The organism is Nocardia sp. NPDC003999 (assembly GCF_053604885.1).
In genome coordinates this window covers 461,909-487,331 of record NZ_JBSGIB010000004.1, presented here as the reverse complement: position 1 = coordinate 487,331, position 25,423 = coordinate 461,909, and the positions used below count along the sequence as shown (strand labels likewise).

The 25,423-nt window shown below is 68.8% G+C and carries 28 protein-coding genes; 19 read left to right on the top strand and 9 right to left on the bottom strand.

Annotated elements, in window-relative coordinates:
• Positions 1-52 precede the first annotated feature (52 nt).
• The 6 genes from ACWESM_RS12655 to mnhG are packed head-to-tail and all read left to right on the top strand — an operon-like array spanning position 53 to position 6,083.
• Positions 53-2,956: a Na+/H+ antiporter subunit A gene (locus tag ACWESM_RS12655; protein ID WP_452491751.1), complete on the top strand. Its 2,904-nt coding sequence runs from the start codon at positions 53-55 to the stop codon at positions 2,954-2,956.
• Entirely contained in the window at positions 2,953-3,330 is a 378-nt protein-coding gene (locus tag ACWESM_RS12650) for a Na(+)/H(+) antiporter subunit C (RefSeq protein ID WP_355071672.1), read from the top strand. Before ACWESM_RS12655 ends, ACWESM_RS12650 begins: the two co-directional genes overlap by 4 nt.
• Positions 3,327-4,931, top strand: coding sequence for a Na+/H+ antiporter subunit D (locus ACWESM_RS12645; protein ID WP_355071671.1), 1,605 nt, complete (start codon positions 3,327-3,329; stop codon positions 4,929-4,931). The genes ACWESM_RS12650 and ACWESM_RS12645 overlap by 4 nt, the downstream gene beginning before the upstream one ends.
• On the top strand, positions 4,928-5,494 hold the full coding sequence (locus ACWESM_RS12640) for a Na+/H+ antiporter subunit E (RefSeq protein WP_355071670.1): 567 nt from the start codon (positions 4,928-4,930) through the stop codon (positions 5,492-5,494). Before ACWESM_RS12645 ends, ACWESM_RS12640 begins: the two co-directional genes overlap by 4 nt.
• Complete coding sequence (locus ACWESM_RS12635; RefSeq protein WP_356962749.1) at positions 5,491-5,751, top strand: monovalent cation/H+ antiporter complex subunit F; 261 nt, start codon at positions 5,491-5,493, stop codon at positions 5,749-5,751. Before ACWESM_RS12640 ends, ACWESM_RS12635 begins: the two co-directional genes overlap by 4 nt.
• A complete protein-coding gene (gene mnhG, locus ACWESM_RS12630) occupies positions 5,748-6,083 on the top strand; it encodes a monovalent cation/H(+) antiporter subunit G (protein WP_355071667.1) in 336 nt (111 codons plus the stop codon). The genes ACWESM_RS12635 and mnhG overlap by 4 nt, the downstream gene beginning before the upstream one ends.
• A 14-nt stretch (positions 6,084-6,097) precedes the next feature.
• Here the strand turns inward: mnhG and ACWESM_RS12625 are convergent, their stop codons facing one another.
• The 4 genes from ACWESM_RS12625 to ACWESM_RS12610 all read right to left on the bottom strand — a co-directional run bounded on the left by ACWESM_RS12625 (position 6,098) and on the right by ACWESM_RS12610 (position 9,796).
• Positions 6,098-7,456, bottom strand: coding sequence for a DUF5933 domain-containing protein (locus ACWESM_RS12625; protein WP_452491748.1), 1,359 nt, complete (start codon positions 7,454-7,456; stop codon positions 6,098-6,100).
• A 76-nt stretch (positions 7,457-7,532) separates the two neighbouring features.
• Positions 7,533-8,678 carry a glutamate--cysteine ligase gene (locus ACWESM_RS12620; RefSeq protein ID WP_355071663.1) on the bottom strand — a complete coding sequence of 382 codons (1,146 nt, stop codon included), beginning with the start codon at positions 8,676-8,678 and terminating at the stop codon, positions 7,533-7,535.
• An 11-nt stretch (positions 8,679-8,689) separates the two neighbouring features.
• Positions 8,690-9,376, bottom strand: coding sequence for a superoxide dismutase[Cu-Zn] (gene sodC, locus ACWESM_RS12615; RefSeq protein WP_355071662.1), 687 nt, complete (start codon positions 9,374-9,376; stop codon positions 8,690-8,692).
• A 162-nt stretch (positions 9,377-9,538) separates the two neighbouring features.
• The gene (locus tag ACWESM_RS12610; RefSeq protein ID WP_379249047.1) at positions 9,539-9,796 is read right to left on the bottom strand and encodes a LytR C-terminal domain-containing protein; all 258 of its coding nucleotides are present in this window, start codon (positions 9,794-9,796) and stop codon (positions 9,539-9,541) included.
• On the opposite strand from ACWESM_RS12610, the gene ACWESM_RS12605 reads away from it, so the two are divergent.
• Positions 9,789-10,091: a hypothetical protein gene (locus tag ACWESM_RS12605; RefSeq protein WP_379249049.1), complete on the top strand. Its 303-nt coding sequence runs from the start codon at positions 9,789-9,791 to the stop codon at positions 10,089-10,091. The genes ACWESM_RS12610 and ACWESM_RS12605 overlap by 8 nt on opposite strands.
• Positions 10,092-10,144: 53 nt before the next feature.
• Here the strand turns inward: ACWESM_RS12605 and ACWESM_RS12600 are convergent, their stop codons facing one another.
• Positions 10,145-10,498: a DUF3263 domain-containing protein gene (locus ACWESM_RS12600; protein ID WP_355071658.1), complete on the bottom strand. Its 354-nt coding sequence runs from the start codon at positions 10,496-10,498 to the stop codon at positions 10,145-10,147.
• Positions 10,499-10,679: 181 nt separating this feature from the next.
• Here ACWESM_RS12600 and ACWESM_RS12595 point away from each other — a divergent pair, with 181 nt between their 5' ends.
• The 8 genes from ACWESM_RS12595 to thiC all read left to right on the top strand — a co-directional run bounded on the left by ACWESM_RS12595 (position 10,680) and on the right by thiC (position 18,720).
• Positions 10,680-11,270 carry a peptide deformylase gene (locus tag ACWESM_RS12595; RefSeq protein WP_355071656.1) on the top strand — a complete coding sequence of 197 codons (591 nt, stop codon included), beginning with the start codon at positions 10,680-10,682 and terminating at the stop codon, positions 11,268-11,270.
• Positions 11,260-12,261, top strand: coding sequence for an N-acetylglutamate synthase, CG3035 family (locus ACWESM_RS12590; protein ID WP_355071654.1), 1,002 nt, complete (start codon positions 11,260-11,262; stop codon positions 12,259-12,261). Before ACWESM_RS12595 ends, ACWESM_RS12590 begins: the two co-directional genes overlap by 11 nt.
• Positions 12,262-12,293: 32 nt before the next feature.
• On the top strand, positions 12,294-13,124 hold the full coding sequence (locus tag ACWESM_RS12585) for an exodeoxyribonuclease III (RefSeq protein ID WP_452491746.1): 831 nt from the start codon (positions 12,294-12,296) through the stop codon (positions 13,122-13,124).
• Positions 13,125-13,195: 71 nt separating this feature from the next.
• Positions 13,196-13,822, top strand: a complete 627-nt coding sequence (locus tag ACWESM_RS12580; protein ID WP_355072123.1) for a TetR/AcrR family transcriptional regulator — start codon at positions 13,196-13,198, stop codon at positions 13,820-13,822.
• A 65-nt stretch (positions 13,823-13,887) separates the two neighbouring features.
• Positions 13,888-15,084 (top strand): cupin domain-containing protein, encoded by a 1,197-nt coding sequence (locus ACWESM_RS12575; RefSeq protein ID WP_452491744.1) that lies wholly within the window; start codon positions 13,888-13,890, stop codon positions 15,082-15,084.
• Complete coding sequence (gene fahA / locus ACWESM_RS12570) at positions 15,081-16,259, top strand: fumarylacetoacetase (RefSeq protein WP_355071649.1); 1,179 nt, start codon at positions 15,081-15,083, stop codon at positions 16,257-16,259. Before ACWESM_RS12575 ends, fahA begins: the two co-directional genes overlap by 4 nt.
• A gap of 160 nt (positions 16,260-16,419) precedes the next feature.
• Positions 16,420-16,866 (top strand): hypothetical protein, encoded by a 447-nt coding sequence (locus ACWESM_RS12565; protein ID WP_364424552.1) that lies wholly within the window; start codon positions 16,420-16,422, stop codon positions 16,864-16,866.
• A gap of 201 nt (positions 16,867-17,067) precedes the next feature.
• Positions 17,068-18,720 (top strand): phosphomethylpyrimidine synthase ThiC, encoded by a 1,653-nt coding sequence (gene thiC, locus ACWESM_RS12560; RefSeq protein ID WP_452491742.1) that lies wholly within the window; start codon positions 17,068-17,070, stop codon positions 18,718-18,720.
• Positions 18,721-19,042: 322 nt separating this feature from the next.
• Here thiC and ACWESM_RS12555 read toward each other — a convergent pair whose 3' ends face one another.
• Positions 19,043-19,444, bottom strand: coding sequence for a VOC family protein (locus ACWESM_RS12555; RefSeq protein ID WP_355071642.1), 402 nt, complete (start codon positions 19,442-19,444; stop codon positions 19,043-19,045).
• A gap of 57 nt (positions 19,445-19,501) precedes the next feature.
• Between ACWESM_RS12555 and ACWESM_RS12550 the strand changes: the two genes are divergently transcribed.
• Positions 19,502-19,963, top strand: a complete 462-nt coding sequence (locus tag ACWESM_RS12550; RefSeq protein WP_397279536.1) for a MarR family winged helix-turn-helix transcriptional regulator — start codon at positions 19,502-19,504, stop codon at positions 19,961-19,963.
• Between the two features lie 300 nt (positions 19,964-20,263).
• Here the strand turns inward: ACWESM_RS12550 and ACWESM_RS12545 are convergent, their stop codons facing one another.
• Positions 20,264-20,821 carry a TetR/AcrR family transcriptional regulator gene (locus ACWESM_RS12545; protein ID WP_379249066.1) on the bottom strand — a complete coding sequence of 186 codons (558 nt, stop codon included), beginning with the start codon at positions 20,819-20,821 and terminating at the stop codon, positions 20,264-20,266.
• 39 nt (positions 20,822-20,860) lie between these two features.
• Here ACWESM_RS12545 and ACWESM_RS12540 point away from each other — a divergent pair, with 39 nt between their 5' ends.
• Together ACWESM_RS12540 and ACWESM_RS12535 are read left to right on the top strand one after the other, a co-directional pair.
• Positions 20,861-22,105, top strand: a complete 1,245-nt coding sequence (locus ACWESM_RS12540; protein ID WP_452491796.1) for a KasA/KasB family beta-ketoacyl-ACP synthase — start codon at positions 20,861-20,863, stop codon at positions 22,103-22,105.
• Positions 22,106-22,254: 149 nt separating this feature from the next.
• The gene (locus tag ACWESM_RS12535; protein WP_356962771.1) at positions 22,255-23,049 is read left to right on the top strand and encodes a thioesterase family protein; all 795 of its coding nucleotides are present in this window, start codon (positions 22,255-22,257) and stop codon (positions 23,047-23,049) included.
• 37 nt (positions 23,050-23,086) lie between these two features.
• Here the strand turns inward: ACWESM_RS12535 and ACWESM_RS12530 are convergent, their stop codons facing one another.
• The gene (locus ACWESM_RS12530) at positions 23,087-23,494 is read right to left on the bottom strand and encodes a VOC family protein (RefSeq protein ID WP_355071635.1); all 408 of its coding nucleotides are present in this window, start codon (positions 23,492-23,494) and stop codon (positions 23,087-23,089) included.
• A gap of 62 nt (positions 23,495-23,556) precedes the next feature.
• Positions 23,557-24,201 (bottom strand): TetR/AcrR family transcriptional regulator, encoded by a 645-nt coding sequence (locus ACWESM_RS12525; protein ID WP_364424568.1) that lies wholly within the window; start codon positions 24,199-24,201, stop codon positions 23,557-23,559.
• Between the two features lie 86 nt (positions 24,202-24,287).
• Between ACWESM_RS12525 and ACWESM_RS12520 the strand changes: the two genes are divergently transcribed.
• Positions 24,288-25,370, top strand: a complete 1,083-nt coding sequence (locus ACWESM_RS12520) for an epoxide hydrolase family protein (RefSeq protein WP_452491739.1) — start codon at positions 24,288-24,290, stop codon at positions 25,368-25,370.
• Positions 25,371-25,423: the final 53 nt, after the last annotated feature.

Here is a 25,423-nt window from a genome sequence, read left to right as displayed (position 1 = left end):
TTCCGTAGGCTTGTGCCGGACACCCCGCCGCCCCTACCCGACGGAGTGAAGTTTGCTCGCAATCCTGCTCGCTCATGCCGCGGCCGCCCTGCTGGCTCCGCTGTGGGTGCGGGCACTGGGGCGCAACGCATTCTTTCTACTGGCTGTGGTCCCGCTCGGCGGCTTCGCCTGGGTGATCGCGAATTGGTCCGAGCCGCAGCGAGTTCGGCTGACCTGGGCGCCGAGCATCGCCCTGAACATCGATCTGCGCTTCGACACCCTCGCGGCGGTATTGTGCGCGCTCGTACTGGGCATCGGGGCGCTGGTGCTGATCTACTGCGCCCGGTACTTCGAGGACGACGAGCCGCGGCTCGGGGTGTTCGCCGCCGAGCTGGTCGCGTTCGCCGGCGCCATGTTCGGGCTGGTCACCAGCGACAACATGCTCCTGCTCTATGTGTTCTGGGAAGCGACAACGGTGCTGTCGTTCTTGCTGATCGGTCACAACGCCGAGCAGGCGGCCAGCCGAAGGGCCGCGATCCAGGCGCTGCTGGTGACCGGAGCGGGCGGACTGGCGATGCTGACGGGCATCGTCGTGCTCGGCACCGTGAACGGCAGCTATCTGCTGTCGGATCTCCTTTCCGGGACCAACCCGAGCGGGACCGCGGTGAATGTCGCGGTGGCCCTGATCCTGGTGGGCGCGCTCACCAAATCCGCTGTGGTGCCCTTGCATTTCTGGCTGCCCGGCGCGATGGCCGCACCCACCCCGGTGAGCGCGTACTTGCATGCCGCGGCGATGGTGAAAGCCGGCGTGTACCTGATCGCGCGCCTGGCACCGGCGTTCGCGCAGAACCCCGTGTGGCATCCGCTGGTGCTGACCCTCGGCCTCGCCTCGATGCTGCTGGCCGGGCTGCGCTCGCTCCAGGTGGTGGATCTGAAACTGGTGCTGGCCTTCGGCACGGTGAGCCAGCTGGGATTCCTGATCGTGCTGGTCGGCATCGGCACACCCGATGCCGCGCTGGCCGGAGTCGCGCTGGTCGTCGCGCACGCGCTGTTCAAGGCGTGCCTGTTCCTGGTGGTCGGGATCATCGACCACGGTGCGGGCACGCGCGATCTGCGCCGCTTGTCCGGGCTCGGCCGTCGGGCTCCCGTGCTGTGCGCCACCGCGGTCCTGGCCGCGCTCAGCATGGCGGGCATACCGCCGCTGCTCGGCTTCGTCGGCAAAGAAAGCGCGCTGAACGCCGTACTGGACGCGGACGTGCTCACCGCGCCCGTACGCGGCGCGGTGTTCACCGGAGTGGTGCTCGGGTCGATGCTGACCGTCGGCTACAGCATCAGGTTCGTCTGGGGCGCTTTCGCGGACAAGGACCGCGAGCCGGAACCCGCGGCAGGCGCCACGCCCGTCGCACACCACCCGAGCGAAGTACCCGTCGCCGAAGATCAGCCGGAAGCCGAGCGTCGTCTCCGCTGGCATCCGCCGGGTGCTCTGTTCCTCGCGGCACCGGTGATCCTCGCCGTCGCGAGCCTCGCGGCCGGTCTCGCCCCGTCCTGGCTCGACGCACGATTGCGCCCCTACGCCGAAACGCTGGCCGCCGTTCCGTTTTCGCATCTGGCGCTGTGGCACGGTTTCGATGCCGCGCTCGCGTCGACACTGTTGATCGTCGCGGTCGGCGTCGTGTTGTGGCGGCTGCGCGGCCGCTTCGCCGAATCGGCGCACCCGCGCCTCGGCAACGCCGACCGCGCCTACGACGCCACGCTGCGCGCGATGGACACCCTCTCGCTGCGGATGACCGGCGCGGTGCAGCGCGGGTCGCTGCCGCTGAGCCAAGCCGCGATCCTGGTCACGCTCATCGTCCTGCCGACCGTCCTGCTCGCCCTCGGCACCCGCACCGGAGTCACGCTGCGGTTGTGGGACTCGCCGCTGCAAGCGGCCATCGGCGCGATCATGGCGGTGAGCGCGCTCGCCGCGACGGTGCTGCGCAACCGGCTCGCGAGCGTGCTGGTCGTCGGGGTGACCGGATACGGCAGCGGCGTGATCTTCGCGCTGCACGGCGCGCCCGACCTCGCGCTGACCCAATTCCTGGTGGAGACGCTCACGCTGGTCATCTTCGTGCTGGTGCTGCGCGCTTTCCCCGCGACGATCGAGCCGAGCCGGACGGCCGCGTTCAAGCTGCGCAGAGCGGTCCTGGCCGTCGGGACCGGGACGGTGGTCGCGGTCCTGGCCGGGTTCGCCGTGGCGGCCCGCACCGCCGAACCCATCTGGCTCAGAATTCCCGATGCCGCCTACGAATTCGGCGGGGGGAAGAACGCCGTCAACGTCCTGCTCGTCGACCTGCGGGCGTGGGACACCCTCGGTGAGATCTCGGTGCTCGTCGTCGCCGCGACCGGGGTGGCCTCTTTGGTGTTCCGCAGCAGGCGCTTCGGCAGCGCGCCGCGCGCGACGGACTCCCCCGACTACGATCCGGAGCTGGTCAGCTGGCTGCCCGCGGGCCGATTGGTGGCCCGGGCCCAACGCTCGATGGTCCTGCAGATCACCACGCGGCTGGTGTTCCCGACCATCATGGTGCTGTCGGTCTACTTCTTCTTCTCCGGCCACAACGCGCCCGGCGGCGGGTTCGCGGGCGGGCTCACCGCTGGGCTCGCGCTGACCCTGCGGTACCTCGCGGGCGGCCGCTACGAATTGGGTGAGGCACTGCCCGTCGACGCGGGCCACATCCTCGGCGCCGGCCTCACCTTGGCCGCGGGCACTGCCGTCTCGTCGCTGCTGCTCGGCGCGCCGCCGCTGTCCTCGGCGATCATCGAGGTTTCGCTGCCAGTGATCGGGCACGTCAAGGTGGTCACCGCGCTGCTGTTCGATCTCGGCGTCTACCTCATCGTGGTCGGCCTGGTGCTGGACGTGCTGCGCAGTCTCGGCGCGCGCCTGGACAGCGAGCTGGCCGACGCCGAGACCCCCTCGGCGAACGGAGGTTCCGCGACGTGACCGCGAATCTGACCCTGCTGGTGGTGATCGGCATCCTCGTCGCGTGCGGGGTATACCTGCTCCTGGAACGCGCCGTGTCGAAGATGCTGCTCGGGCTGATCCTGTTCGGCAACGCGGTGAACCTGCTGATCCTCACCGCGGGCGGCGGTCGCGGCAAACCGCCCATCCGCGGCACGGCCGACACCGAGGAGATGGCCGACCCGCTCGCCCAGGCGATGGTGCTCACCGCCATCGTGATCACCATGGGCATCGCGGCATTCGTGCTCGCCCTCGCCTACCGCGCCTACATGCTCACCACCAGCGACGACGTCGCCAACGACCAAGAGGACGTGGATGTCGCCCGGCGTCGTATCGGAGAGGACCCGGAGACGTGAGCCTTTCACCCGGCCTGCTGCCGGTCCTCACCCCGCTGCCGGTGCTCGTCCCCCTGCTCGGCGCTGCGGCCACGCTGGTGTTCGGGCGCAGGCCGCGCATCCAGAGCGCGGTCAGCGTCGGGGCGCTCACCGCTGTCGTGGTGATCTGCGGGTTGCTGCTGTTCCTGGTCGACCGGGACGGCACCACCGCGTTGCAGGTGGGCGACTGGGCAGCGCCGATCGGCATCACCCTGGTGGTGGACCGGCTGTCGGCGGCGATGCTGCTGGTCTCGTCCATCGTGCTGCTGTCGGTCAACCTCTACGGCGCGGGTCAGAACATCCGCGACGGCGACGAGCGGCAGCCCACCTCGATCTACCGGCCCACGTATCTGGTGCTCACCGCCGGTGTTTCGGCCGCGTTCCTCGCCGGTGACCTGTTCAACCTCTTCGTCGGCTTCGAGATCCTGCTCGCGGCGTCGTTCGTGCTACTCACCGTGGGCGCGACCACCGAACGCATCCGCGCGGGCGTGGCCTACGTGATGGTCTCGTCGGTCTCGTCGCTGATCTTCCTCGCCGGCATCGGGCTCACCTACGCGGCCACCGGAACGCTGAACCTCGCCCAGCTCGCGGTCCGGTTCGGCGCCGTGCCGGAGGGCACGCGCACGGCGATCTTCGCAGTGCTTCTGGTGGCGTTCGGTATCAAGGCGGCCGTCTTCCCGCTGTCGAACTGGCTGCCCGACTCCTATCCGACCGCCCCGGCGCCGGTCACCGCCGTGTTCGCCGGTCTGCTCACCAAAGTCGGCGTGTACGCGATCATCCGGACCCACTCGCTGTTGTTCCCCGACGGCGGCTTCGACTCGGTGCTGCTGGTGGCGGGCCTGCTCACCATGCTCATCGGCATCCTCGGCGCTATCGCGCAGAGCGACATCCGCCGTTTGCTGTCGTTCACGCTGGTCAGTCACATCGGCTACATGGTGTTCGGCGTCGGCCTCGCCAACGCGGCCGGGCTGTCGGGCGCGGTGTTCTACGTGGCGCACCACATTCTGGTGCAGACCACGCTGTTCCTGGTGGCGGGACTGATCGAGCGGCAAGCCGGATCCACCTCGCTGCGCAGGCTGGGCGGGCTCGCCGCGGCCAGCCCCCTGCTGGCCGTGCTGTTCCTCGTCCCGGCGCTGAATCTCGGTGGGATACCGCCGTTCTCCGGGTTCATCGGCAAGGTCGCGCTGTTGCGGGCCGGCGCCGAACGCGGCAGCGTGCTGGCCTGGGTGCTGGTCGGCGGCGCCGTGCTCACCAGCCTGCTCACGCTTTACACCGTCGCCAGGGTATGGAGCAAAGCGTTCTGGCGGCCCCGCGAGGACGCGCCGGAGGGCCATCTCACCGCGGCCAGGCCGCCGACGCTGATCGAGGAAGCGACCGACGTGCACTACGACGAGCGCACCGATCCCGGCCGCATGCCGCCGCTGATGGTGCTGTCCACCGCGGCCCTGGTGACGGTGGGGCTGTGCCTGACGGTGCTGGCCGGGCCGATCCTCATGATCGCCGACCGCGCCGCGGTGGACCTGCGCGATCCCGGCGTGTACATCGGTGCGGTGCTGGGCGAATCGCCGGGAAGCCCACGATGAGCGCCGAGCGGGGCCCGGTGCGCGACACGACCGTCCGCGTCGGCATCCTCGTATGGCTCACCGTGGTCTGGCTCGCCCTGTGGGGCGATCTGAGCATCGCGAATGTACTGGGCGGGCTGGCGGTCGCCGCGCTGATCATGGTGGCACTGCCGCTGCCGCGCGTGCCGGTGTCCGGGCGGCTGAACCCGTTTCCCCTGCCCGAGCTGATCGTGGCGAGCGCGTATTACGCGCTGGAGTCGAGTCTTCAGGTCGCCTGGCTCGCGATCCGCCCCAAGCAGACCCCGGTGTCCGGCGTGTTGCGCGTGTACTCCGGCACGAGATCGGATCTGGTGCTGGTGCTGTGGGCCGACCTGCTCAACCTGATCCCCGGCACCATGGTGCTGGAGATCGACCGCAGGCGCTGCGTCGTCTACGTGCACGTTCTCGATGTCGGCAGCGATGCGGCGGTGGACAAGTTCTTCCGGACCACCCGGCGGCTGGAACGCCTGCTGATCGAAACGTTCGAACGCCCGACCGGATGGCCGTACTCCCGGCCGCCCTCTCCCCCGGAGGTGACATCGTGACCGTCGTCGCCGTCCTCGCCGCCGTCATCCTGACCGCGGCGGCACTGATCACCACGTATCGCGTCGTCATGGGGCCGAGCACGCTGGACCGGGTGGTCGGCATCGACTCGCTGATCGCCATCGCCGCCTCCGGGCTGGCCGTCTGGGCGGCCTACAGCGCCGACACCACCGTGGTGCCCGCGATCGTCGCGCTGGCGCTGGTCGGGTTCCTCGGCTCGGCCGCGGTGTCCCGATTCCGAGTGCGGGACGACACATGAACCTCTGGCACGTGCTCGCGGGCACCCTGATCCTGTTCGGCTCGACGCTGGCGCTCACGGCGGCGATCGGGATCGTGCGCTTTCCCGACACGCTGACCCGGATGCACGCCGCCACCAAGCCACAGGTCATCGGGCTGATCCTGGTGCTGGCGGGCGCCGCGATCCAGCTGGGCGGACACGGCAACGTCTGGGCGCTGGTGCTGGTCGGGCTGTTCACCCTGCTGACCGCCCCGGTGATCGCCCACCTGATCGGCCGCACCGCCTACCGCGAGCAGCGCCACCGCGACGGCCTGTTGCGCGTCAACGAGATGCGCGACGACGACGTCGATTAGCCGCGTGACCGGCCTCAGCGCGCGACGGGCTCGACCTCGCGGACGGCCTGCTCCGGCTGCCGCGCGGTCGCGAACCACGTCGCGTGGAACGCCGCGGCCAGTCCGGCCAGCAGTCCCAGCACGACCGTGCCCGCGAGCACCGGATACTCGGCCATCGGCACGGCGAGGTACCGGTAGGACAGCAGCAGCGTGGCCAGCACGACCGCGCCTGCGCCGACCAACCGGATCCGGAACCATCCCCAGCCGCGCTCCGGTGCGCGCAGCGCCGATTCGACGGTGAGGCACAGCACCGCGCCCGCGACCAGGTCGACGCCGTAGTGGTAGCCGAAACCGAGGGTGGCGGTGAGGGTGGCCAGCAGCCAGAACGCGCCGCCCCAGCGCAGCCAGCCCGGAGCGGGCTCGCCGTCGCCGTCGCGGCGGGTGTGCAGGAACACCGACAGCGCCCAGGCGGTGTGCATCGAGGGCATGCAGTTGCGTGGAACCGCCGCGTCGAACGGCAGCGGCAGCGGGTTGCGATCGATCGGCGGCACCACCCCCGGCCAGTAGTTGCCCAATTGCAGCCCCTCGCCGTCCGGGCCGTACGCGAACATCGGACCGACCACCGGGAAGAGGACGTACACCAAGGGACCGATCAAGCCGAGCACCAGGAAGGTGCGCACCAGGTAATGCGATGGCCACCGGCCCGACGACACCACTCGGCGCAGCTGCCACACGGCCACGACGATCGCCGCCACGGGCAGCTCGATGTAGACCCAGTGCAGCACCGCGTAGACCACCGGCCCCAGCGTGTCCACCGCCCGCCCGAGCACCCACGACGGATCGCCCAGCGCATGGTCGGCCAGGATCACGTATTCGTCGAGCACCGTCGGTCTGCCGATCACGGTGACGTGCAACCAGACATCGCCGACTTTGGTGGCCAGGACGAGCAGCGCGCCGAGCGCGGCGGCGTGCAGCGCGTCCCGCCGTTCGGTTCCGGACCAGCGCAGCCAGGCCACCAGCGCCAAGCCGGTCAGCACGATCACAGAGCCGTTCCCGATCGCGAACGGCTCTCCCGCCAGCAAGCGGACACCGGCCCACGCCACATCGATGGCAGCCGCGACACCCACCGCGACCAGCCTGCGACGGGCCGAAATGCCCACCAGCGCAAGGACCAGTCCGGCCCACGGCACCGACATCGATTTCGGTGTGCCGATGTAGTCCCGCCCCAAGCTCTCCAGGGGGCCTTCGAATCCCTGCCAGATGGCTACGCCCTGCAACACGATCAGCAGGACCGGCACCGCGGCCACCGCCGCGACGACCCGGATCCGAGTCCGCGGTACGCGACGGCGCGAGACCGCGCTTCCTGCTCTGGAACCCGGGTATTCGACAAGCATCCGACCATAGTAAACGTGGGGTGAACGTCATCCCCCTGGCCAGCTGAACAGCAACCGACCTATACGCGGCCGATCGCTACTGTTTCAGCTCCTCGACCAGCGCGTCCACCACCGCGACCAGATCTCCCTGCGACGCTGCGGCAACCCGGCGCTGCCGCTGGTAGGAGGCTCCCCGCTTGGGGATCTCGGCGACCAGGGCGAGTTCGTCCGCGCAGCCCAGCCGCGCCGCCGTCGGCTCCAGCCGGTTCAGCAGATCCGCCAGGTCGTCGGTGACCAACCGCTCGTTGCTGTCGGCGTCGGTGATGATGATCGCATCCAGCCCGTAACGTGCGGCGCGCCACTTGTTCTCCTGCACGTGCCACGGCGGCAGGGTGGGCAGTTCCTCGCCGTTCTCGACGCGGCGGTCGAGGTCGACGATGAGGCAATGGATGAGCGCGGCCATCGCGGCGAGCTCGGCGCGCGTGGAGATCCCGTCGCACACCCGGACCTCGATGGTGCCCCACTTCGGCGCCGGGCGGATGTCCCAGTGCATGCCCCCGAGCTGCGTGAAGACACCGGTCTTGATCTGATCGTGCACGAAATGCTCGAACTGGGTCCAGTTCTCGAACTGGAACGGCAGGCCCGCGGTCGGCAACTGCTGGAACATGAGCGTCCGGTTGCTCGCGTAGCCGGTGTCCGATCCCGACCACATCGGCGAGCCCGCCGACAGCGCGAGCAGATGCGGATACGACAGCAGCAACGAGTTGAGGATCGGAAAAACCTTGTCGCGGTGGGAGACTCCGACGTGCACGTGCACGCCCCAGATCATCATCTGGCGACCCCACCACTGGGTGCGCTCGATCAGCTCGTCGTAGTGCTCCGATCGGGTCAGCTGCTGGGCCGACCATTGCGCGAACGGATGGGTGCCTGCGCAGAACAAGTCGACACCGAGCTGCTCGGCCGCACGGCGCACCGTGTTCATCGTGCCGGTGAGGTCCTCCACCGCCGCGCCGACGGTCTCGTGCACCCCGGTGACGAGTTCGACGGTGTTGCGCAGCAATTCCTTGGTGACCTGGGGTGTGCCGTCGTGGGCACGGAGCTCACCGAGTGAATCGAATACCGCCGCGGCGGTATTCGACAGGTCGCGGGTCACCTTGTCGACCAAGGCGATCTCCCATTCGACCCCGATGGTGGGCCGGGGCGAACCATCGAAGGGAACGTGTTCGATTCCTGCCCCGGCCATATGCCACCGCGCTATTGGATCACGCCACAAGCGACACGGCCGCCCGCGTCGCCCGTCGCTAGGGTCGTCTCATCGGGACCCGCGACGCCATCGGCACGGGAGTAACGGTTGGGAATGTTGCCGAAGTTGTCGGCGTCGGCGTGGATGATGAGGGCCTTGCCCTTCACGTCGTCCAGCGTCACCGCGTCGGTGGTGGTGATCAGCTTGGCGACGCCGTCGCCGCGCACCTCGAGCGAGGTCAGATCGCCGCTGGCCGGATGCGCGTTGGCGCTGCCGACCTGCAGGTGACCACCGGCGGACAGGAAGTCGCCCGCCGGGCCGCCGGTCGGCGCGACGGAGTTCGGCTCGCACTTGCCGACCTGGTGCACGTGCAGGCCGTGGAAGCCGGGGCGCAGGCCGTGCGCCTCGACGGTGAGCTGCAGGTGGTTGCCGTCCTTGGCGAAGTTCGCGGTGCCGACCGAGGCGCCCGAGGGGTCCTTCAGCTGCACGTTCACGCCCTGCTCGGCGTTCGGCGAGCCACCGTGCTCGGTGCTCGACTGCCCGGCCGGAGCGGGCGACCCGCTCCACACCGGCGGGGTCGTTCCCTGGACGTCACTCGACTCCTGGCTGTTCGAGCATGCGGCGAGGCCGAAGACCGCGACCGCGAGCACCGGGGTCACAGTCCGCCAGGACGGGCGTCGAGTTGTGGACGGGGCCATCGGGGAACTCCTTTACGAGTACCGAGTTTACGAGTAAGGGCGGGTGGACACGTTCGTTACCGGACAAGATGATGCCACGCCGTCCCGCCGTGCTCCCGACAGGGCGGCGCGCCCTCACGCGTGTTCGCTGGTCCGGGCGTGCGGCCAGCGGCCACATATGGGTCAGTTACCCGTGACGATCACCGTTACACCCGGCGCGGTATCCCCGATCGCACTCGACTTCGGTGCCACCGACGCGCCGAGCTGGTCCGCGATGGCCTGCGCGGCCTCCTTGTCGCCGGACGAATCGCCGTAGTACACCGTGGTTTTGGCGATGTTCGAGCCCGGGTAGTTGCCCGTTTCCGCGATCGTCCAGCCGCTCGCCTCCAGCTGGCCTGCCGTTTTCGCCGCGAGTCCGGCCACCATGCTGTTGTTGAGCACGCGCACCGGGACCGAACGCGCCGCCGTGGTGGTGGTCGACGCGGCGGCACTGGTCGGCGTCACGGTCGCCACCGCGGTGGACGAGGTCGGCGCCTTGGGCGCGGTGGTGCTCGCCGGGACCTGCGGCGCGGCGCTCGCGCTCGAGGTCGGCGATGCGCTGGTCCCCGAGGCGTCGGTGTCGGCGTCGGAACTCGACAGCGACATCGCCCCGAGACCGGCGAAGACGATGGCCAACGCGATCAGCACCATCGCCAGGGCACGCAACGGTGGCCCACCGGAGGTGGGGTTCGGGTAGCTCACTTTCGCGAGCCTAGTCGCACGGGACGGGTCCGGGTCCGCATCGCCGGGTCAGACCTGGAATCCGAGCCGCCGCGCCGCGCGCGCCTTCTGCCTGCTCGCTCGCAGCCTGCGCAGCCGCTTGACCAGCATCGGGTCGGCCGCCAGCGCCTCCTGCCGATCGACCACCGCGTTCAGCACCTGGTAGTACCGGGTCGGCGACATGGCGAACAGCTCGCGGATCGCCTCTTCCTTGGCTCCGGCGTACTTCCACCACTGCCGCTCGAAGGCCAGGATGTCGAGTTCGCGACGGCTCAGTCCGGCACCGTCGGCCTGTTCGGCCGAAGCGTGCTCCGTCGTGCCATCTTCGCTCGCGGAAGGGCCGTTGTGGGTCGCGGAAAGATTCCGTGCCGCTGCGCCGTCCATCTCGCTCCTCGCCGAGTGACCACCAGACGAAAATGGTGCTTGTACGTCGCGGAACATTCAACCACGCGGGCGAGGAATCGCCGGGCCCGCAGCGCGGCGTGTTCCCTACCGGCCGGTAGTCACGGTCTCCACTTCGGCACCCGGGAAGCTGTGACGTGGCGCCCACGGCAATAATTGGCCCATGGCAATCCTCCCGATCGTGATCGTCGGCGACCCGGTTCTGCACAACCCGACCGAGCGGGTCACTCGATCGCCGGAGGAATTGGCTCCGCTCATCGCGGACATGTACGAAACGCTCGACGCCGCGCACGGCGTCGGGCTCGCCGCCAACCAGGTCGGCGTTCCGCTTCGCCTGTTCGTCTACGACTGCCCCGACCTCGGTGCGGACGGCACCGCGACCCGACGACGCGGGGTGGTGGTCAATCCGGTGCTGGAGACCTCGGAGATCCCGGAGACCATGCCCGACCCGGACGACGACGAGGAAGGCTGTCTGTCGGTGCCCGGGGAGCAGTTCCCCACCGGTCGCGCCGAATGGGCGAAGGTGACCGGCACCGACGAGAACGGCGAGCCGGTGGAGGTGGAGGGCAAGGGCTTCTTCGCCCGCATGCTCCAGCACGAGGTCGGGCATCTGGACGGGTTCCTCTACGTGGACGTGCTGATCGGACGGAACGCGCGGGCCGCCAAGAAGGCGATCAAACGCAACGGCTGGGGCACACCGGGTCTGAGCTGGCTGCCCGGCACCGACCCCGACCCGTTCGGGCATGACGACTGACCCCGCCGCCGGCCTGCCCGATATCCCGCTCGGCCGCCGCGTGGTGCTGCGCTATCAGCTGCCCGCGGGTTATCCACAACCGCTGACCGACGTGATCGGCGAACTCGTCTCCCTGGACCCGCCGACCGTGCGCGGCGCGGGCGGCGAGCTCGTCTCGGTGGCGCCGGAGCGCGTCGTCGCGCTGAAAGCCGTCGGGCCGAGGCCGATTCGCATCAGAGAGATCCGCGCGCTGGAGGCCGCGGCCGCCTATGGCTGGCCGGGCGTCGAACACGCGTGGATCGACGGCTGGCTGGCGCGCGCGGGCAACGGATACACCGGGCGCGCGAATTCCGCTGTGCCGCTGGGCAGCTCCGAGGGACCCGCCACCGTGTCGGCGGATACGCTGCACCGGATCGGCGAGTGGTACACCGCGCAGGGCCTGCCTGTGCAGCTCGCGCTGCCCGATCGGCTGGCCCCGGTGCCGCCCGGCTGGCACAGCTGGCGAGAGACGGCCATGCTGGCTCTCGATATCGACAATTTCGTGCTGCCCCAAGGCCCTTCGATGGTGCGGATCGCGCCCGCTCCCGACGCCGACTGGCTGGAGACGCACCGCTACGACGGCGAGGAACCCGGCGCGCGGACGATTCCCGCGCCCGATCCCGAGGTGCTGACCGCGGTCCTGAACGGTGAACTCGGCTTCGCCTCGCTCGGCCTGCCGCGTCCCATCGCGATCGGCCGCGGCGCACTCACCACCGCCCCGGACGGACGCCGCTGGATCGGCCTCACCTGCGTGGCCGTGGCCGCCGCACACCGCAGGCACGGGCTCGGCTCGCTGGTCTGCGCCGAACTGATCCGCTGGGGCCGCGACCGCGGCGCGACGCACGCCTATCTCCAGGTGGAAGCCACCAACGAGCCGGCCCGCGCGATGTACCGCGAACTGGGCTTCATCGAACACCACACCTATCGCTACGCCGCGCCGGAACCGCTCGCCGGGCCCGGCGGCCTGCGGTAGAACAGACCTGTCACCCCCGAAGGAAGGCCGCAGTGCGTCTCGCCACCTGGAATGTCAACTCCATTCGCTCCCGGCTCGACCGCGTCGCGGACTGGCTCGACCGCCAGGACATCGACGTGCTGGCCATCCAGGAGACCAAGTGCCGCGACGACCAGTTCCCGTTCGAGCGCTTCGACGAACTGGGCTACGAAGTCGCCCACCTGGGGATCAACCAGTGGAATGGGGTGGCGATCGTCTCCCGCGTCGGTCTCTCCGACGTCGAGCTCGCCTTTCCCGGCCAGCCCGGCTTCGACAAGGACGCGGGTGAGTCGCTGATCAGCACGCCGGTCGTCGAGTCCCGCGCGATCGGGGCGACCTGTGGCGGCGTGCGGGTGTGGAGCCTGTACGTGCCCAACGGCCGTATGCTGGGCGACCCGCACTACGCCTACAAACTGGAATGGCTTGCCGCGCTGCGTGACAACGGCGCGCGCTGGCTGGCCGACAACCCGCAGGCCAAGATCGCGCTGGTGGGCGACTGGAACATCGCGCCGACCGACGACGATGTGTGGTCCGTGGAGTACTTCGCCGAGAAGACGCACACGTCGCAGCCGGAGCGCGATGCCTTCCAGGCCGTCGTGGACGCCGGATTCGCGGATGTCATGCGTCCGTTCGCGCCAGGACCGGGCGTCTACACCTACTGGGACTACACCCAGCTGCGCTTCCCGCGAAAAGAGGGGATGCGCATCGATTTCATCCTCGCCTCTCCCGCGCTCGCCGCCACCGTATCGGACGCGACGGTCGATCGTGAGGCGCGAAAGGGCAAGGGCGCCAGCGACCACGCCCCGGTGATCGCCGAGTTCGCCGACGAACCCGGGCGCTCGTGACCCGCCCGGCGCAGCCGCCTTTCCCCCGCCGCAGCAGCGGTAACCGGGCCACCGGCGGCAGGCTGGGCGGTATGGGCGCCGACCCGGCCGTGCGGCAACGGCAGCGCGCACAGCATCTCGGCCCGGAGCGCCGCCGTCCGCAGGTGCTCGACACCGCGCTCGCCATCGCCGTGGAGAACGGCATCGCCGCGGTCACCATGGCCGCCATCGCGGAGCGGATGAAGGTGACCAGGCCGGTGGTCTACGCCTGCTTCGCCGATCGCGTCGAGCTGATCGAGGCGCTGATTCAGCGCGAGGAGGGCTACCTGGTCAGCGGCGTGCTCGAGGTGATGAAGCCACGGGACGTCGACGCCGACGAAACCGTGTTCGTCCAGGGATTCCGCGCCCTGCTGACGAAGGCCGCGAGCCGGCCGGACGCCTGGCGGCTGGTCTACGGCAATCCCGACCCCGCCGTCGCGAATTCCTTCGGGCGCGGGCGCGCGCTCGTCATCGAGCGCTGTACCAAACTCCTGCGCCCGACGCTGCGCGCCTGGGGCACGGCGGACGCCGAGCACAAGTTGCCGGTGCTGGTGGAGCAGTGGGTGTCCGCGGGCGAGGCCGCCGTACGCGCGCTGCTCGCGGACCAGGACGGCTGGACACCGGCGGATCTCGGCGCGTTCGTCGGGGCCGCGGTCTACCGAGCCATGCGAAACGCCTGATCGGGGATTCGGCCGCACTACGATGGTGATCAACTACCCGACCACCGGCTGGCGGAGGAACGGTCATGGCGTTCTATCGGCAAGTGGGTGCGGTACCGCCGAAGCGGCACACCCAGCATCGTGACGAGCAGGGGCGGCTCTACTACGAGGAGCTGATGGGCGAGGAGGGCTTCTCCGGCGACTCCTCCCTGCTCTATCACCGTGGCCTGCCGCCGGCACTGGTCGATTCGACGGTCTGGGAGCTGCCCGATCAGCGGACCACGCCGAACCATCCGCTGCGTCATCGCCATCTGCGCCTGCACACGCTGTTCCCCGGCGACACCCCGGCGGAGACCGATCCGGTGACCGGGCGCCGCTTGCTGCTGGGCAACGCGGACGTGCGCATCTCCTATGTGGTCGCGAAAGGCGGTTCGCCGCTGTACCGCAACGCGATCGGCGACGAGCTGGTCTATGTGGAGTCGGGCGCGGCGGTGGTGGAGACCGTGTTCGGCACGCTGCCCGCACGGCAGGGCGATCAGGTGCTCATCCCGCGTGCCACCACACACCGCTGGCGGCCCACCGGCCCGGAACCTTTGCGGGCGTACGCGATCGAAGCGACAGGTCACATCACGCCGCCCAAGCGCTATCTGTCGAAGTTCGGCCAGCTGCTCGAAAACGCCCCGTATTGCGAGCGCGACCTGCACGGACCCACCGAGACCATCAGTGCGACCGGCACCGAAGTGGAAGTGCTGGTCAAGCACCGCCCCGGCGGCCAGGTCGTCGGCACGCGGATGGTCTACGCCGCGCACCCGTTCGACGTGGTCGGCTGGGACGGCTGCCTGTATCCGTTCACCTTCAATATCGCCGACTTCGAACCGATCACCGGCCGTATCCATCAGCCGCCGCCGGTCCATCAGGCGTTCGAAGGCGGCAACTTCGTCGTCTGCAATTTCGTTCCGCGCAAAGTGGACTACCACCCGCTGTCGATCCCGGTGCCGTACTACCACTCCAACGTCGATTCCGACGAGGTCATGTTCTATTGCGGCGGCAATTACGAAGCGCGCAAAGGCTCCGGAATCACGCAAGGCTCGGTGTCGGTGCACCCCGGCGGTTACGCACACGGTCCACAGCCCGGCGCGTACGAGAACAGCATCGGCATCGAGTACTTCGACGAGCTGGCCGTCATGGTGGACACCTTTCGCCCGCTGGAGCTCGGCGAAGGCGCGCTGGCCTGCGAGGACCCGACCTATGCGTGGAGCTGGTCGGGGCGGGGCCCCGCGTGAGGACCGAGGTGGAGGTAGCGCCGGAGTCGCTGTTCGGTCCGGACAACCTGCCCTACGGGGTGTTCGCGCCGACCGGAGAAGGCCCCCGCGTGGGGGTGCGGCTCGGCGAACATGTCATCGATTTGGCTGTGCTGCTCGATGATTCGGTTTTCGCCGAACCGAGCCTGAACGCCTTCCTTGCGCAGGGCCCCGTGCGCTGGCGGACGGTGCGCGACCGGATTCGTGCGGCGGTCGACGGCGAACTGGACCACGCCGCGGTGCATCGGCTGTCCGACGTGGTGTTGCGGCTGCCCGTGCGTGTCGGCGATTACGTGGACTTCTACGCCAGCATCGACCACGCGACGAACCTCGGCCGCCTGTTCCGGCCGGACGGCGACCCGCTGCTGCCGAATTGGCGCCATCTGCCGGTCGGTTATCACGGGCGGGCGGGCACCGTGGTGGTGTCCGGCACCGATGTGGCACGCCCCTGTGGGCAGCGCGGAACAGACTCCGGCGCACCGGATTTCGGCCCGTCGCGGCGGCTGGACATCGAAGCCGAGCTCGGATTCGTGATCGGCGTCGGATCGCGGCTCGGCGTACCGGTGGAGATCGATGAGTTCGCCGACCGGGTCTTCGGCGTCGCGCTGGTCAACGATTGGTCCGCCCGCGACATCCAGGCCTGGGAGTACCAGCCGCTCGGCCCGTTCCTCGGCAAGTCGTTCGCGACCTCGATATCGCCGTGGATCACGCCGCTGGCTGCCTTGGAGTCGGCGCGGATACCGCTGCCCGAGCAGTCACCCGCGCCCCTGCCTTACCTGCTCGGCACCGAGCACTGGGGCCTGGACATCGAACTCACCGTGACGTGGAACGGACAACCGGTCACTTACCCGCCCTACTCCCGGATGTACTGGTCACCGGCGCAGATGCTGGCTCATCTCACCGCGAACGGCGCGTCGACGCGTACCGGGGACCTGTACGCCTCTGGCACCATCTCCGGTCCCGAACCCGGCCAGCGCGGATCGTTCATCGAGGTGTCCTGGGGCGGCAGCAGGCCGGTATCGGTCAACGATCAGCAACGCACTTTCCTCGAGGACGGCGACGCGGTGACGATCACGGCATCGGCCCCGGGCCCGGGTTCGGCCAGGATCGGATTGGGCGAGGTCACCGGCCGGATCCTGCCAGCACACCCGCGCTGAACACGTTCGGTCTCGTCCCACCGCATACCGGGTTCGACGACAGCCGCGCTTGAGAACGGCGTTCTCCGGGTACGCCGCTACCCGAGCGCCTCGATCTCCGCTGCCCGGCCGGACCGCGGAGTTCACGGCCGCACCCATCCTCCGGACAAGGAGCGAGGTCATGACCGATCGCCCGGCCGCTCAACACCGTCGCCCCGATGGCGTCGACGACGGCACCGTCGCCGCCACCGGCAAACTCTCGGAGGCCCTGGAGATCGTCGAACGCGCCCGCGGCCACCTGTACTCCTTCCACCAACTGACCGGCGGGGCCGATCTGGCGCTCGACATAGCGGTGGAGCTGTTCCGCGCGGCGGGTCACGCGCACATCGCCGATCGGATCTCCGCCGAGTTGATCGGTCGCAACGTGTTGGCCGGACGCTGGACATTCCAGATCATCGAGGAATACGACGACAATTACTACGACCTGTTCCGCGACATCGAGCGCGCCGCCCGCGACGAACTGCTCGACGGCCGCCGCCACATCTACGAGGCCGAGATGAAAGAAGCTCGCCGCACCCACGGCGCGCCGGGACATTCGGCCACCCCGCAGCCAGCGGAAGACGCCTGATCCCAATGCCGCTGCCTGCGTCTTCACTCGATCCGCCGAATCGCCGGGCAGACGCTCGGCGGGTCCGGGTATGGTCGGGCGGGAAAATTTCACAAACCAACGGGGGCTCGCACCAGCGGGCTGAGAGGACGGCTAGCCGAGAGGCGTCAGGGCCGTCGACCGTATGAACCTGACCGGGTAATGCCGGCGTAGGGAGGAAAAATGGCACGCGCCGCTGCGTCCGACGGCGGATCCGCACCCGTCGACAGCGTCACCACCGGCCCCATCGAGGGCAGCGTCAAACACTATCTCGAGGTCGATGACCTGCGCATTCCGGTGCGCCGGATCAATCTGACCAATGGCGAGCACTTCGACGTCTACGACACGTCGGGCCCGTACACCGACGAGTCGGCGACGATCGATCTCGAAGGCGGTCTACCGAAACTGCGCGACACGTGGAACAGACCCGAGGGGAAGGGCCCGCGTACCCAGCTCGCCTGGGCCCGCGAGGGCATCGTCACGCCGGAGATGCGTTTCATCGCCGCACGGGAAGGCGTCTCGCCGGAATCGGTGCGCGAGGAGGTCGCCGCGGGCCGCGCGGTGATCCCGGCCAACCACAAGCATCCGGAGCTCGAGCCGACCATCATCGGCAAGAAGTTCCTGGTCAAGATCAATGCGAACATCGGCAACTCGGCCGTGTCCTCCTCGATCGCGGAGGAGGTGGAGAAGATGGTGTGGGCCACCCGCTGGGGCGCGGACACCATCATGGACCTGTCCACCGGCAAGAACATCCACGAGACCCGCGAGTGGATTCTGCGCAACTCCCCCGTCCCGGTCGGCACCGTGCCGATCTACCAGGCGCTGGAGAAGGTGAACGGCGACCCGACCGCGCTGACCTGGGAAATCTACCGGGACACCGTGATCGAGCAGTGCGAACAGGGCGTCGACTACATGACCGTCCACGCGGGCGTGCTGCTGCGCTACGTTCCGCTGACCGCCAAGCGGGTGACCGGCATCGTCTCGCGCGGCGGATCCATCATGGCGGCCTGGTGCCTCGCGCATCACCAGGAATCGTTCCTCTACACGCACTTCGCGGAGCTCTGCGAGATCCTGGCCCGCTACGACGTCACGTTCTCCCTCGGTGACGGCCTGCGGCCCGGCTCCATCGCCGACGCCAACGACGAGGCGCAGTTCGCGGAACTGCGCACCCTTGGCGAACTGACCAAGATCGCGAAATCCCATGGCGTGCAGGTGATGATCGAGGGTCCGGGGCACGTGCCCATGCACAAGATCGTGGAGAACGTGCGGCTCGAGGAGGAGCTGTGCGAGGAGGCCCCGTTCTACACCCTCGGCCCGCTCGCCACCGACATCGCCCCCGCCTACGACCACATCACCTCCGCGATCGGCGCCGCCATCATCGCGCAGGCGGGCACCGCCATGCTCTGCTACGTCACGCCGAAGGAACACCTCGGCCTGCCCAACCGCGACGACGTGAAGGTCGGCGTGATCACCTACAAGATCGCCGCACACGCCGCCGACCTGGCCAAGGGCCATCCGCACGCACAGCAGCGCGACGACGCGCTGTCCCAGGCCCGCTTCGAATTCCGCTGGCGCGACCAGTTCGCGCTGTCCCTCGATCCGGACACCGCGCGCGAATACCACGACGAGACCCTGCCCGCCGAACCCGCCAAGACCGCACACTTCTGCTCCATGTGCGGCCCCAAGTTCTGCTCGATGCGGATCTCCGCGGACGTGCGCGAATACGCCGAGCGCCAGGGCTTGAACGACGCGGAGGCACTGCAGGCGGGCATGGCGGAGAAGTCCGCCGAGTTCGCCAGCCACGGCAACGCCGTCTATTTGCCCGTGGTCTCGTAGTCACCGCCCCGCCCGCCGCATCTCCACGATGCGGCGGGCGACGTCTGCGAACCCGACGTCGCCCTTGCACTTATAAGTGCAAGGGCCTACGAACGTCTTGTACTCCCGCACGCTCCGGGATTGGCTCGCACTGCTCTATCTCCCTGAACGACTGAAGGCGGCTGGAGCGCCCGCTTTCGCAGAGCGCGTCCGAAAGCATCTGCTGACACTTGATATCAACGCTCTTCTGCGCGAACCGGACTTGTAAAGTACAACGCCTGATACTCCGGTAGGCACCGGTTGGCGTACGGGTGCGGCATGGAATCGTCGAACTACCTGGCGGTCAATAGGACTGGAGTTCGATGAGCGTGCCCTCCGGGTCGCGCAGGTGGGCGGTGCGCAGTCCGGGGCCCCACTGCGGGCGGTCGGTTGGGCCCGCGACAACGGTCGCGCCGTGGTCGGCGCACAGCTTCGCGCCCGCGTCGACGTCGGGCACTCGGCAGACGAACATCACCGTGTCCTGCGACGGTGCGGCAGGCAGCGTAGACGTGCCGATGACCTCCGCCATCGCGGCGCGATCGAAGAGCACTAGTACGCCTTGGTCCGCCACGTCCCAGTTCGCGTATGGACCGGCGGCGGTTCCCTTGACGAGGGTCGCCCCGATCAGCTCGGGTAGCACCGCCGCGTAGAACCCGAAGCATTCGGCGAAGCGGGTGACGAGGAGTCTCGGATGTAGCGCGTCCACGGTGATCTCCGATTAGTTGGTGCTGACCTATGTTAGGTTCGCTTCTACAATAGGCCCATGGGTACCGGACGCGCACTCCCACCGAGCCTGCTCGGCCTCGACATCTACCTCCTGTCGCGGGTCGGCAAGGCCGCGCGCACCGGGTTCGCCGACCGCCTCGCCGCTCGCGGCCTGCGCCTGTGGCACATGGCGATTCTCGCGGCGCTCGCCGATTTCGGCCCGCACGCGCAGCGGGACTTGGCCGAGCGCCTGGCCATCCACCCCAGCGACGTGGCCAAGATCGTCGACGAACTCGAAGCCGCCGGTAGGGTGGAACGGGCGCGGGACGAGCGCGACCGTCGCCGCATCACCGTGCGCCTCACCCGGACCGGACGTACCGCGTTGCGTTCCCTCGATCGCGAAGCCGGTCGGGTCGGCGACGAGATCCTCGCCCCGCTCGACCCTGCGGAACGAGAGCAGCTGCATGCGATGCTCGAACGCCTCTTCGCGCATGCGTACCCGGAGTCCCGGCCCGAGTGATCGCCTCCGCGCGAGACCATCCGGGCACTACGATTGCCCCGCCCTCGTCGCAGAGCGAGTCGCACATGTGGGGCCACGGCCGTGCCGAGCAGCAGCGCCGCAAGCGTGGATACCCACGATTCCGCCTGTCCCGAGGTCACGGTCCAGCAGCGGCCGATCCGTTCGACTCACGATCGCCCCCGCCGTCACGGAACATTCAGCGCAGCCCGACGAACCGCAACAGCGTCGCTACCGGATTCCGCCGTCACCGGCCGCACCACCGCCCGGACGCCGCTCACTGCCGATGCGCCGACAAACTGTTCAGAGCACCGTCTGTTCGATCAGGCGGCGGGCCGCGCGATCGGTGCGCTCGACCTCGCCGGTGATCAGCCGGTCTTGCAGAATTCCGCGCAGACCCGAAATCAGCAGTGTGGCGACAATTTCCGGGTCATCAATGGAATCGATGACGCGCAGCCCGTCGGCCAGCGCCGAGACGAAGATCGCGATGGCCGAGTTGGCGTAATCGGCATACGGACTGCGCGGCGCACAGGCCGCGCCGAGCACCTGAAGCATCACCCTGACGCTGGTGCGGCCGCCGCCCGAGGCGTTCGCGGTCCAGAAATCCCACAGCCGGTCGCGCAGTTCCGCAGCGTCACCGATGTCGGCGAACATCGCCGCGATGTCGGGGCGCTGCGTCGCCAGCGCTTGGACCAGCAATTCCTCCTTGGTCGTGAAGTAGTAGATCAGCATGCGGGAGCTGGTGCCGAGTTCGGCGGCCAGCGGGCGCAGCGACAGGTCCGCGAGACCGTGATCGGCGATGTAGCGCACGACGGCGGCGAGCAGTTCGGCGCGTTTGGCGTGGTCGAGGGGGCGGGCCATGGGTTGACTGTAGCGATCGGTACAGGTATTCATGACATCGTGACTGTAACAATCGCTTCAGAAACTCGGAATTCGGTCGTGGTCACCGGATACGCGGCGACCACGTCGCTGGCCGACGACATGGATACGACCTGGTCCGGTTTGCTGGCGGGGCACAGCGGGATCGGCGCGTTGGATGACGATTTCGTGGCCGAGTACGACCTGCCGGTCCGCATCGGCGGCAAGTTGAAGTCACAGCCCAGCGGGGAACTGTCCCGGGTCGAACAGCGCAGGCATTCCTACGTCGAACAGATGGCGCTGGTGCTCGGCCGCCGGGTCTGGCGCGCGGCGGGCGCGCCCGAGGTGGACGGCGACCGCTTGGCGGTGGCGATCGGCACCGGGCTCGGCGGTGGTGACGCGCTGATCTCCGCGGTCGACGCGATGCGAGCGGGCGGCTACCGCAAGGTGTCGCCGATGTCGGTGCCGATGGTGATGCCGAACGGTCCCGCCGCCACCGTCGGGCTCGAAATCGGTGCCAAAGCCGGAGTTTTCGCTCCGGTCTCGGCATGTTCGTCGGGTTCGGAGGCGATCGCGCACGCCTGGCGGCTGATCACCACCGGCGAGGCGGACGTAGTGGTGGCGGGCGGGGTCGAAGGACACATCGACGCCGTGCCCATCGCGAGCTTCGCCATGATGCGCGCCATGAGCACCCGCAACGACGAACCGGAACGCGCGTCCCGCCCGTTCGACCGGGACCGCGACGGGTTCGTCTTCGGCGAGGCGGGCGCGCTGCTGGTGCTCGAATCGGAGCGGCACGCACGCGCGCGCGGCGCGACCGTGCACGGGCGGGTGCTCGGCGCGGGCATCACCTCCGACGCCTATCACATCGTCGCCTCCGAGCCGGAAGGGCTCGGCGCTGCCCGCGCGATGCGCAAGGCCATCGAAACCGCGGGACTGCGGGCTTCGGATATCCAGCATGTGAACGCCCACGCCACGTCGACCTCCATCGGCGACGCCTCGGAAGCCAACGCGATCACCTCCGTCGCGCCCGACGCCTCGGTCTACGCTCCGAAATCCGCGCTGGGTCACTCGATCGGGGCGGTCGGCGCGTTGGAATCGCTCGTCACCATGCTCACCCTGCGGGATCAGGTCGTCCCGCCGACGTTGAACCTCGACAACCTCGATCCGGAGATCGATCTCGACGTCGTCGCGGGCGCGCCACGGACTCAACACATCGATTTCGCACTGAACAACTCGTTCGGTTTCGGCGGGCACAACGTCGCGCTCGCGTTCGGCCGGGTCTGATCCCGAGCCCGTTCCAGGGCGGGTTACCGTCGTTGTGCAAGCGACCGATCGGCCCGAAGGATGGACAGCGACGTGAGCGAGCGTCAGCGAAGCAACCGAGGACACCGCGCGCGGGCGCGCACTGAGCCGAGCGCGGGCGAGGCACGGTCATGACTGACGCCTTCTACCTACCCGATCCCGATCGGCCGGACCGATTCATCTCGACCGAGTTCACCCGTGGCCCCTGGTCGCCGGACGCCCAGCACGCCGGTCCACCGTCGGCGCTGCTCGGACACGTGATCGAGCGGTGCGAGCCACGGCCCGGGTTCCAGGTCGGCCGGGTCGCCGTCGAGATCCTCGGCCCGGTGCCGTTGGAACCGCTCACCGCGCAGGCGCGCGTCGCGCGTCCCGGTCGCAGCGTCGAACTCATCGAGGCGACACTGTCGACCGAGCGCGGGCCGGTGATGCGGGCGAATGCCTGGCGATTCAAGCTGGCCGAACCGGAATTGCCGCTGCCGGAACGCTTCTTGCCGACGGGCTCGCGCCCCGGCCCGGAGCACGCGGACGCGCCCGAGCCGTTCCCGTCCACCCAGCCGATCGGGTTCCACACGGCCATCGATTACCGCTTCGTCAGCGGATCCTTCTCCGAACCAGGCCCGGCGATCTGCTGGATCAGGATCAAGCACCCGATCGTCGCGGGCACCGATCCGAGCCCGCTAGAGCGCACCCTCGCGGCCGCGGATTCCGGCAACGGCGTGAGCGCGGTCCTGGACTGGTCGAAGTACCTCTTCATCAACACCGACCTGACGGTCACCCTGTACCGCCAGCCGGCGGGCGAATGGGTCTGCCTCGACGCCGTCACCTACCCCCAACCCCATGGCATAGGTATGGCGGAATCAGCGCTCTACGACGAAAAGGGTCCCTTGGGCCGCAGCACGCAAACCCTCTTCCTCGGCAACCGATAACCGAGGCAGACCCACACGGCGTTCGTCACCGACGCGTTCACGGACGGGTCGAGATCTGTTGGACGGCCCAGCCGTTGCCGTCCGGGTCGGTGAAGAAGAAGAATCCGACGTTGTCCAAGGGGTCGGGCATGGGGGTCGGGTTTTCGCCGAGGACTTGGATTTCGGTGAGCTCGACGCCGCGGGAAGTCAGTTCCTCATGGGCTTTGCGCAGGTCGTTGACTACCAACTGGAGGCCTTGTTGGGATCCGGGGCGCATGTCCGGCACCGCGCCCTTGCCGATCACGATCGAGCAGCCCGAGCCGGGCGGGGTGAGCTGCACTATGCGCACCTCCTCGGCGATCTTCGTGTCGTGGTCGACGGCGAAGCCCAGTTGCTCCGCGTAGAACCGCTTGGCTCGGTCGATGTCCGACACGGGCACGATCACGACCTCGAGTGTCCAGTTCACGGCACTTCCTTTCGGCGGACTGCGGTATTCCTACCAGTGCGGACCGGTTCACTCCGGGAAATTCATCGCCGTGCCCACCGCCAGGAGAACTCGTCCGGCGCGGGCGGTGGGCCGGGGAGCTCGCCGTCGGAGCTCAGTCCGGCGACGAGCATCGCGAGCACGCGGCGGCGCAACTGGACCGTGCGCTCGGGGTCGGGCACCGCGACCGCCGCGCAGGATTCCAGGATCAGGCCGAGGTCCTGCGGAGTGACGTCGAGACGCAACTTGCCGGTGGCGTGGGCGCGGCGCACGAGCTCCTCGGTGGCCTCGCCGGAGCGCAGGACGTCGGGGAGGATCGATTCGTCGGGGGTGAACGTGCCCGCGAGGTGCACGGCGAGGGAATGCACGTCCGCGTCCACCACGCGCTCCAAGAAGCCGACGAGTCCGCGCCATCCGTCCGAATCCTCCAGCGCCGCTTCGGCCTCCTCGTTGTATCGGCGCAGACCGTCATGGCAGAGCGTGCGCAGCAGCACTTCCTTGCTCGGATAGCGGCGGTAGAGCGCGCTGATCCCGACGCCCGCGCGTTCGGCGACGGCGGAGATCGGGGCCGTCGCGTCGGCGAGGAAGACCACGCGGGCGGCCTCCAGGATCAAGCCGTCGTTGCGGGCCGCCTGCGCCTTGCGGCCGGGCAGACCCTTCTGAGCTGGGGCGTCGGATGTTCTCGGCATGAATTCAGCGTAGCACTTGAAACGGAATGATCCGTTCTGTTACGGTTGAAACAGAACAGAGCATTCCGTTTCACTAGGAGCAGGACATGACCGCGATCACCCCCTTCCGCATCGACATCGCCCAGGCCGAGCTGGACGACCTGCGCGACCGGCTCGCACGTACCCGGTGGGCTCAGCAGATCCCAGGCTCGGGCGACACCTACGGGGTGAGCGTCGAGCGCGTCCGCCACCTGGTCGATTACTGGCGCGACGGGTTCGACTGGCGCGCGGTCGAGAACGCGCTGAACGCCTACCCGCAGTTCACCACCGAGATCGACGGTCAGAACATCCATTTCCTGCACGTGAAATCCGTACAGGAGGACGCGTTCCCGCTGATCCTCACGCACGGCTGGCCCGGCACTTTCGTCGAGTTCGTCGGCGTCATCGAGCCGCTCACCACGGCCGGATTCGATCTGGTGATCCCTTCGGTACCGGGATACGGCTTCTCCGGCCCCACCACCGAGGCGGGCTGGAACGACGCTCGCATCGCCCGCGCCTGGGCCGAGTTGATGCGGCGGCTCGGCTACGCCCGCTACGGCGCGGTGGGCAACGACGGCGGATCGCAGATCTCGCCGGAACTCGGGCGGGTGGCTCCGGAGAACGTCGTCGGCGTGCACGTCGCGCAGGTGTACTCGTTCCCGTCCGGCGACCCGGCCGAACTGGCCGATCTCGACGAGGACGAGCAGCGGTCGCTGGCCACCCTGGACTGGTTCGTGAAGAACAAGATGGGCTTCAACGTGCTGCAATCCCAGCAGCCGCAGACGCTGGCGCACGCGATCACGGATTCGCCCGCCGGATTGGTCGGCTGGAACGGCCAACTGCTCGGCCCGGATCTGGACGACGACTTCGTGCTGACCAATATCGCGATCCACTGGCTCACCGGCACCGCGGGCTCGGCGATCCGGCACTACTTCGAGAAGGACAAGGCCGAGCACCCCACCGCGCCGACCACGGTTCCGCTCGCGCTGTGCGGCTCCTCCGGCGATTTCCACGGCATCCGGCGCTTCGCCGAGCGCGATCACAACATCGTCTCGTGGCGCACGCACGATGTGTTCACCCATTACCTGCACCATGTGGCGCCCGCGCTCATGACGGAGGAGATCACGGAGTTCTTCGCGAAGCTGCGCTGAGACAGTCGCTTATGGCATCGAGAGTCGCGGCCATGGTTCGTCTCGATTCCCGC

What these genes read in the sequence shown, in the direction of transcription:
- ACWESM_RS12640 (WP_355071670.1), top strand. Translation starts at nt 4,928, where the DNA reads ATGAGCGCCGAGCGGGGCCCGGTGCGCGACACGACCGTCCGCGTCGGC.
- mnhG (WP_355071667.1), top strand. Translation starts at nt 5,748, where the DNA reads ATGAACCTCTGGCACGTGCTCGCGGGCACCCTGATCCTGTTCGGCTCG.
- ACWESM_RS12625 (WP_452491748.1), bottom strand. Translation starts at nt 7,456, where the DNA reads ATGCTTGTCGAATACCCGGGTTCCAGAGCAGGAAGCGCGGTCTCGCGC.
- ACWESM_RS12620 (WP_355071663.1), bottom strand. Translation starts at nt 8,678, where the DNA reads ATGGCCGGGGCAGGAATCGAACACGTTCCCTTCGATGGTTCGCCCCGG.
- sodC (WP_355071662.1), bottom strand. Translation starts at nt 9,376, where the DNA reads ATGGCCCCGTCCACAACTCGACGCCCGTCCTGGCGGACTGTGACCCCG.
- ACWESM_RS12600 (WP_355071658.1), bottom strand. Translation starts at nt 10,498, where the DNA reads ATGGACGGCGCAGCGGCACGGAATCTTTCCGCGACCCACAACGGCCCT.
- ACWESM_RS12595 (WP_355071656.1), top strand. Translation starts at nt 10,680, where the DNA reads ATGGCAATCCTCCCGATCGTGATCGTCGGCGACCCGGTTCTGCACAAC.
- ACWESM_RS12590 (WP_355071654.1), top strand. Translation starts at nt 11,260, where the DNA reads ATGACGACTGACCCCGCCGCCGGCCTGCCCGATATCCCGCTCGGCCGC.
- ACWESM_RS12580 (WP_355072123.1), top strand. Translation starts at nt 13,196, where the DNA reads ATGGGCGCCGACCCGGCCGTGCGGCAACGGCAGCGCGCACAGCATCTC.
- ACWESM_RS12575 (WP_452491744.1), top strand. Translation starts at nt 13,888, where the DNA reads ATGGCGTTCTATCGGCAAGTGGGTGCGGTACCGCCGAAGCGGCACACC.
- ACWESM_RS12565 (WP_364424552.1), top strand. Translation starts at nt 16,420, where the DNA reads ATGACCGATCGCCCGGCCGCTCAACACCGTCGCCCCGATGGCGTCGAC.
- thiC (WP_452491742.1), top strand. Translation starts at nt 17,068, where the DNA reads ATGGCACGCGCCGCTGCGTCCGACGGCGGATCCGCACCCGTCGACAGC.
- ACWESM_RS12550 (WP_397279536.1), top strand. Translation starts at nt 19,502, where the DNA reads ATGGGTACCGGACGCGCACTCCCACCGAGCCTGCTCGGCCTCGACATC.
- ACWESM_RS12545 (WP_379249066.1), bottom strand. Translation starts at nt 20,821, where the DNA reads ATGGCCCGCCCCCTCGACCACGCCAAACGCGCCGAACTGCTCGCCGCC.
- ACWESM_RS12535 (WP_356962771.1), top strand. Translation starts at nt 22,255, where the DNA reads ATGACTGACGCCTTCTACCTACCCGATCCCGATCGGCCGGACCGATTC.
- ACWESM_RS12525 (WP_364424568.1), bottom strand. Translation starts at nt 24,201, where the DNA reads ATGCCGAGAACATCCGACGCCCCAGCTCAGAAGGGTCTGCCCGGCCGC.
- ACWESM_RS12520 (WP_452491739.1), top strand. Translation starts at nt 24,288, where the DNA reads ATGACCGCGATCACCCCCTTCCGCATCGACATCGCCCAGGCCGAGCTG.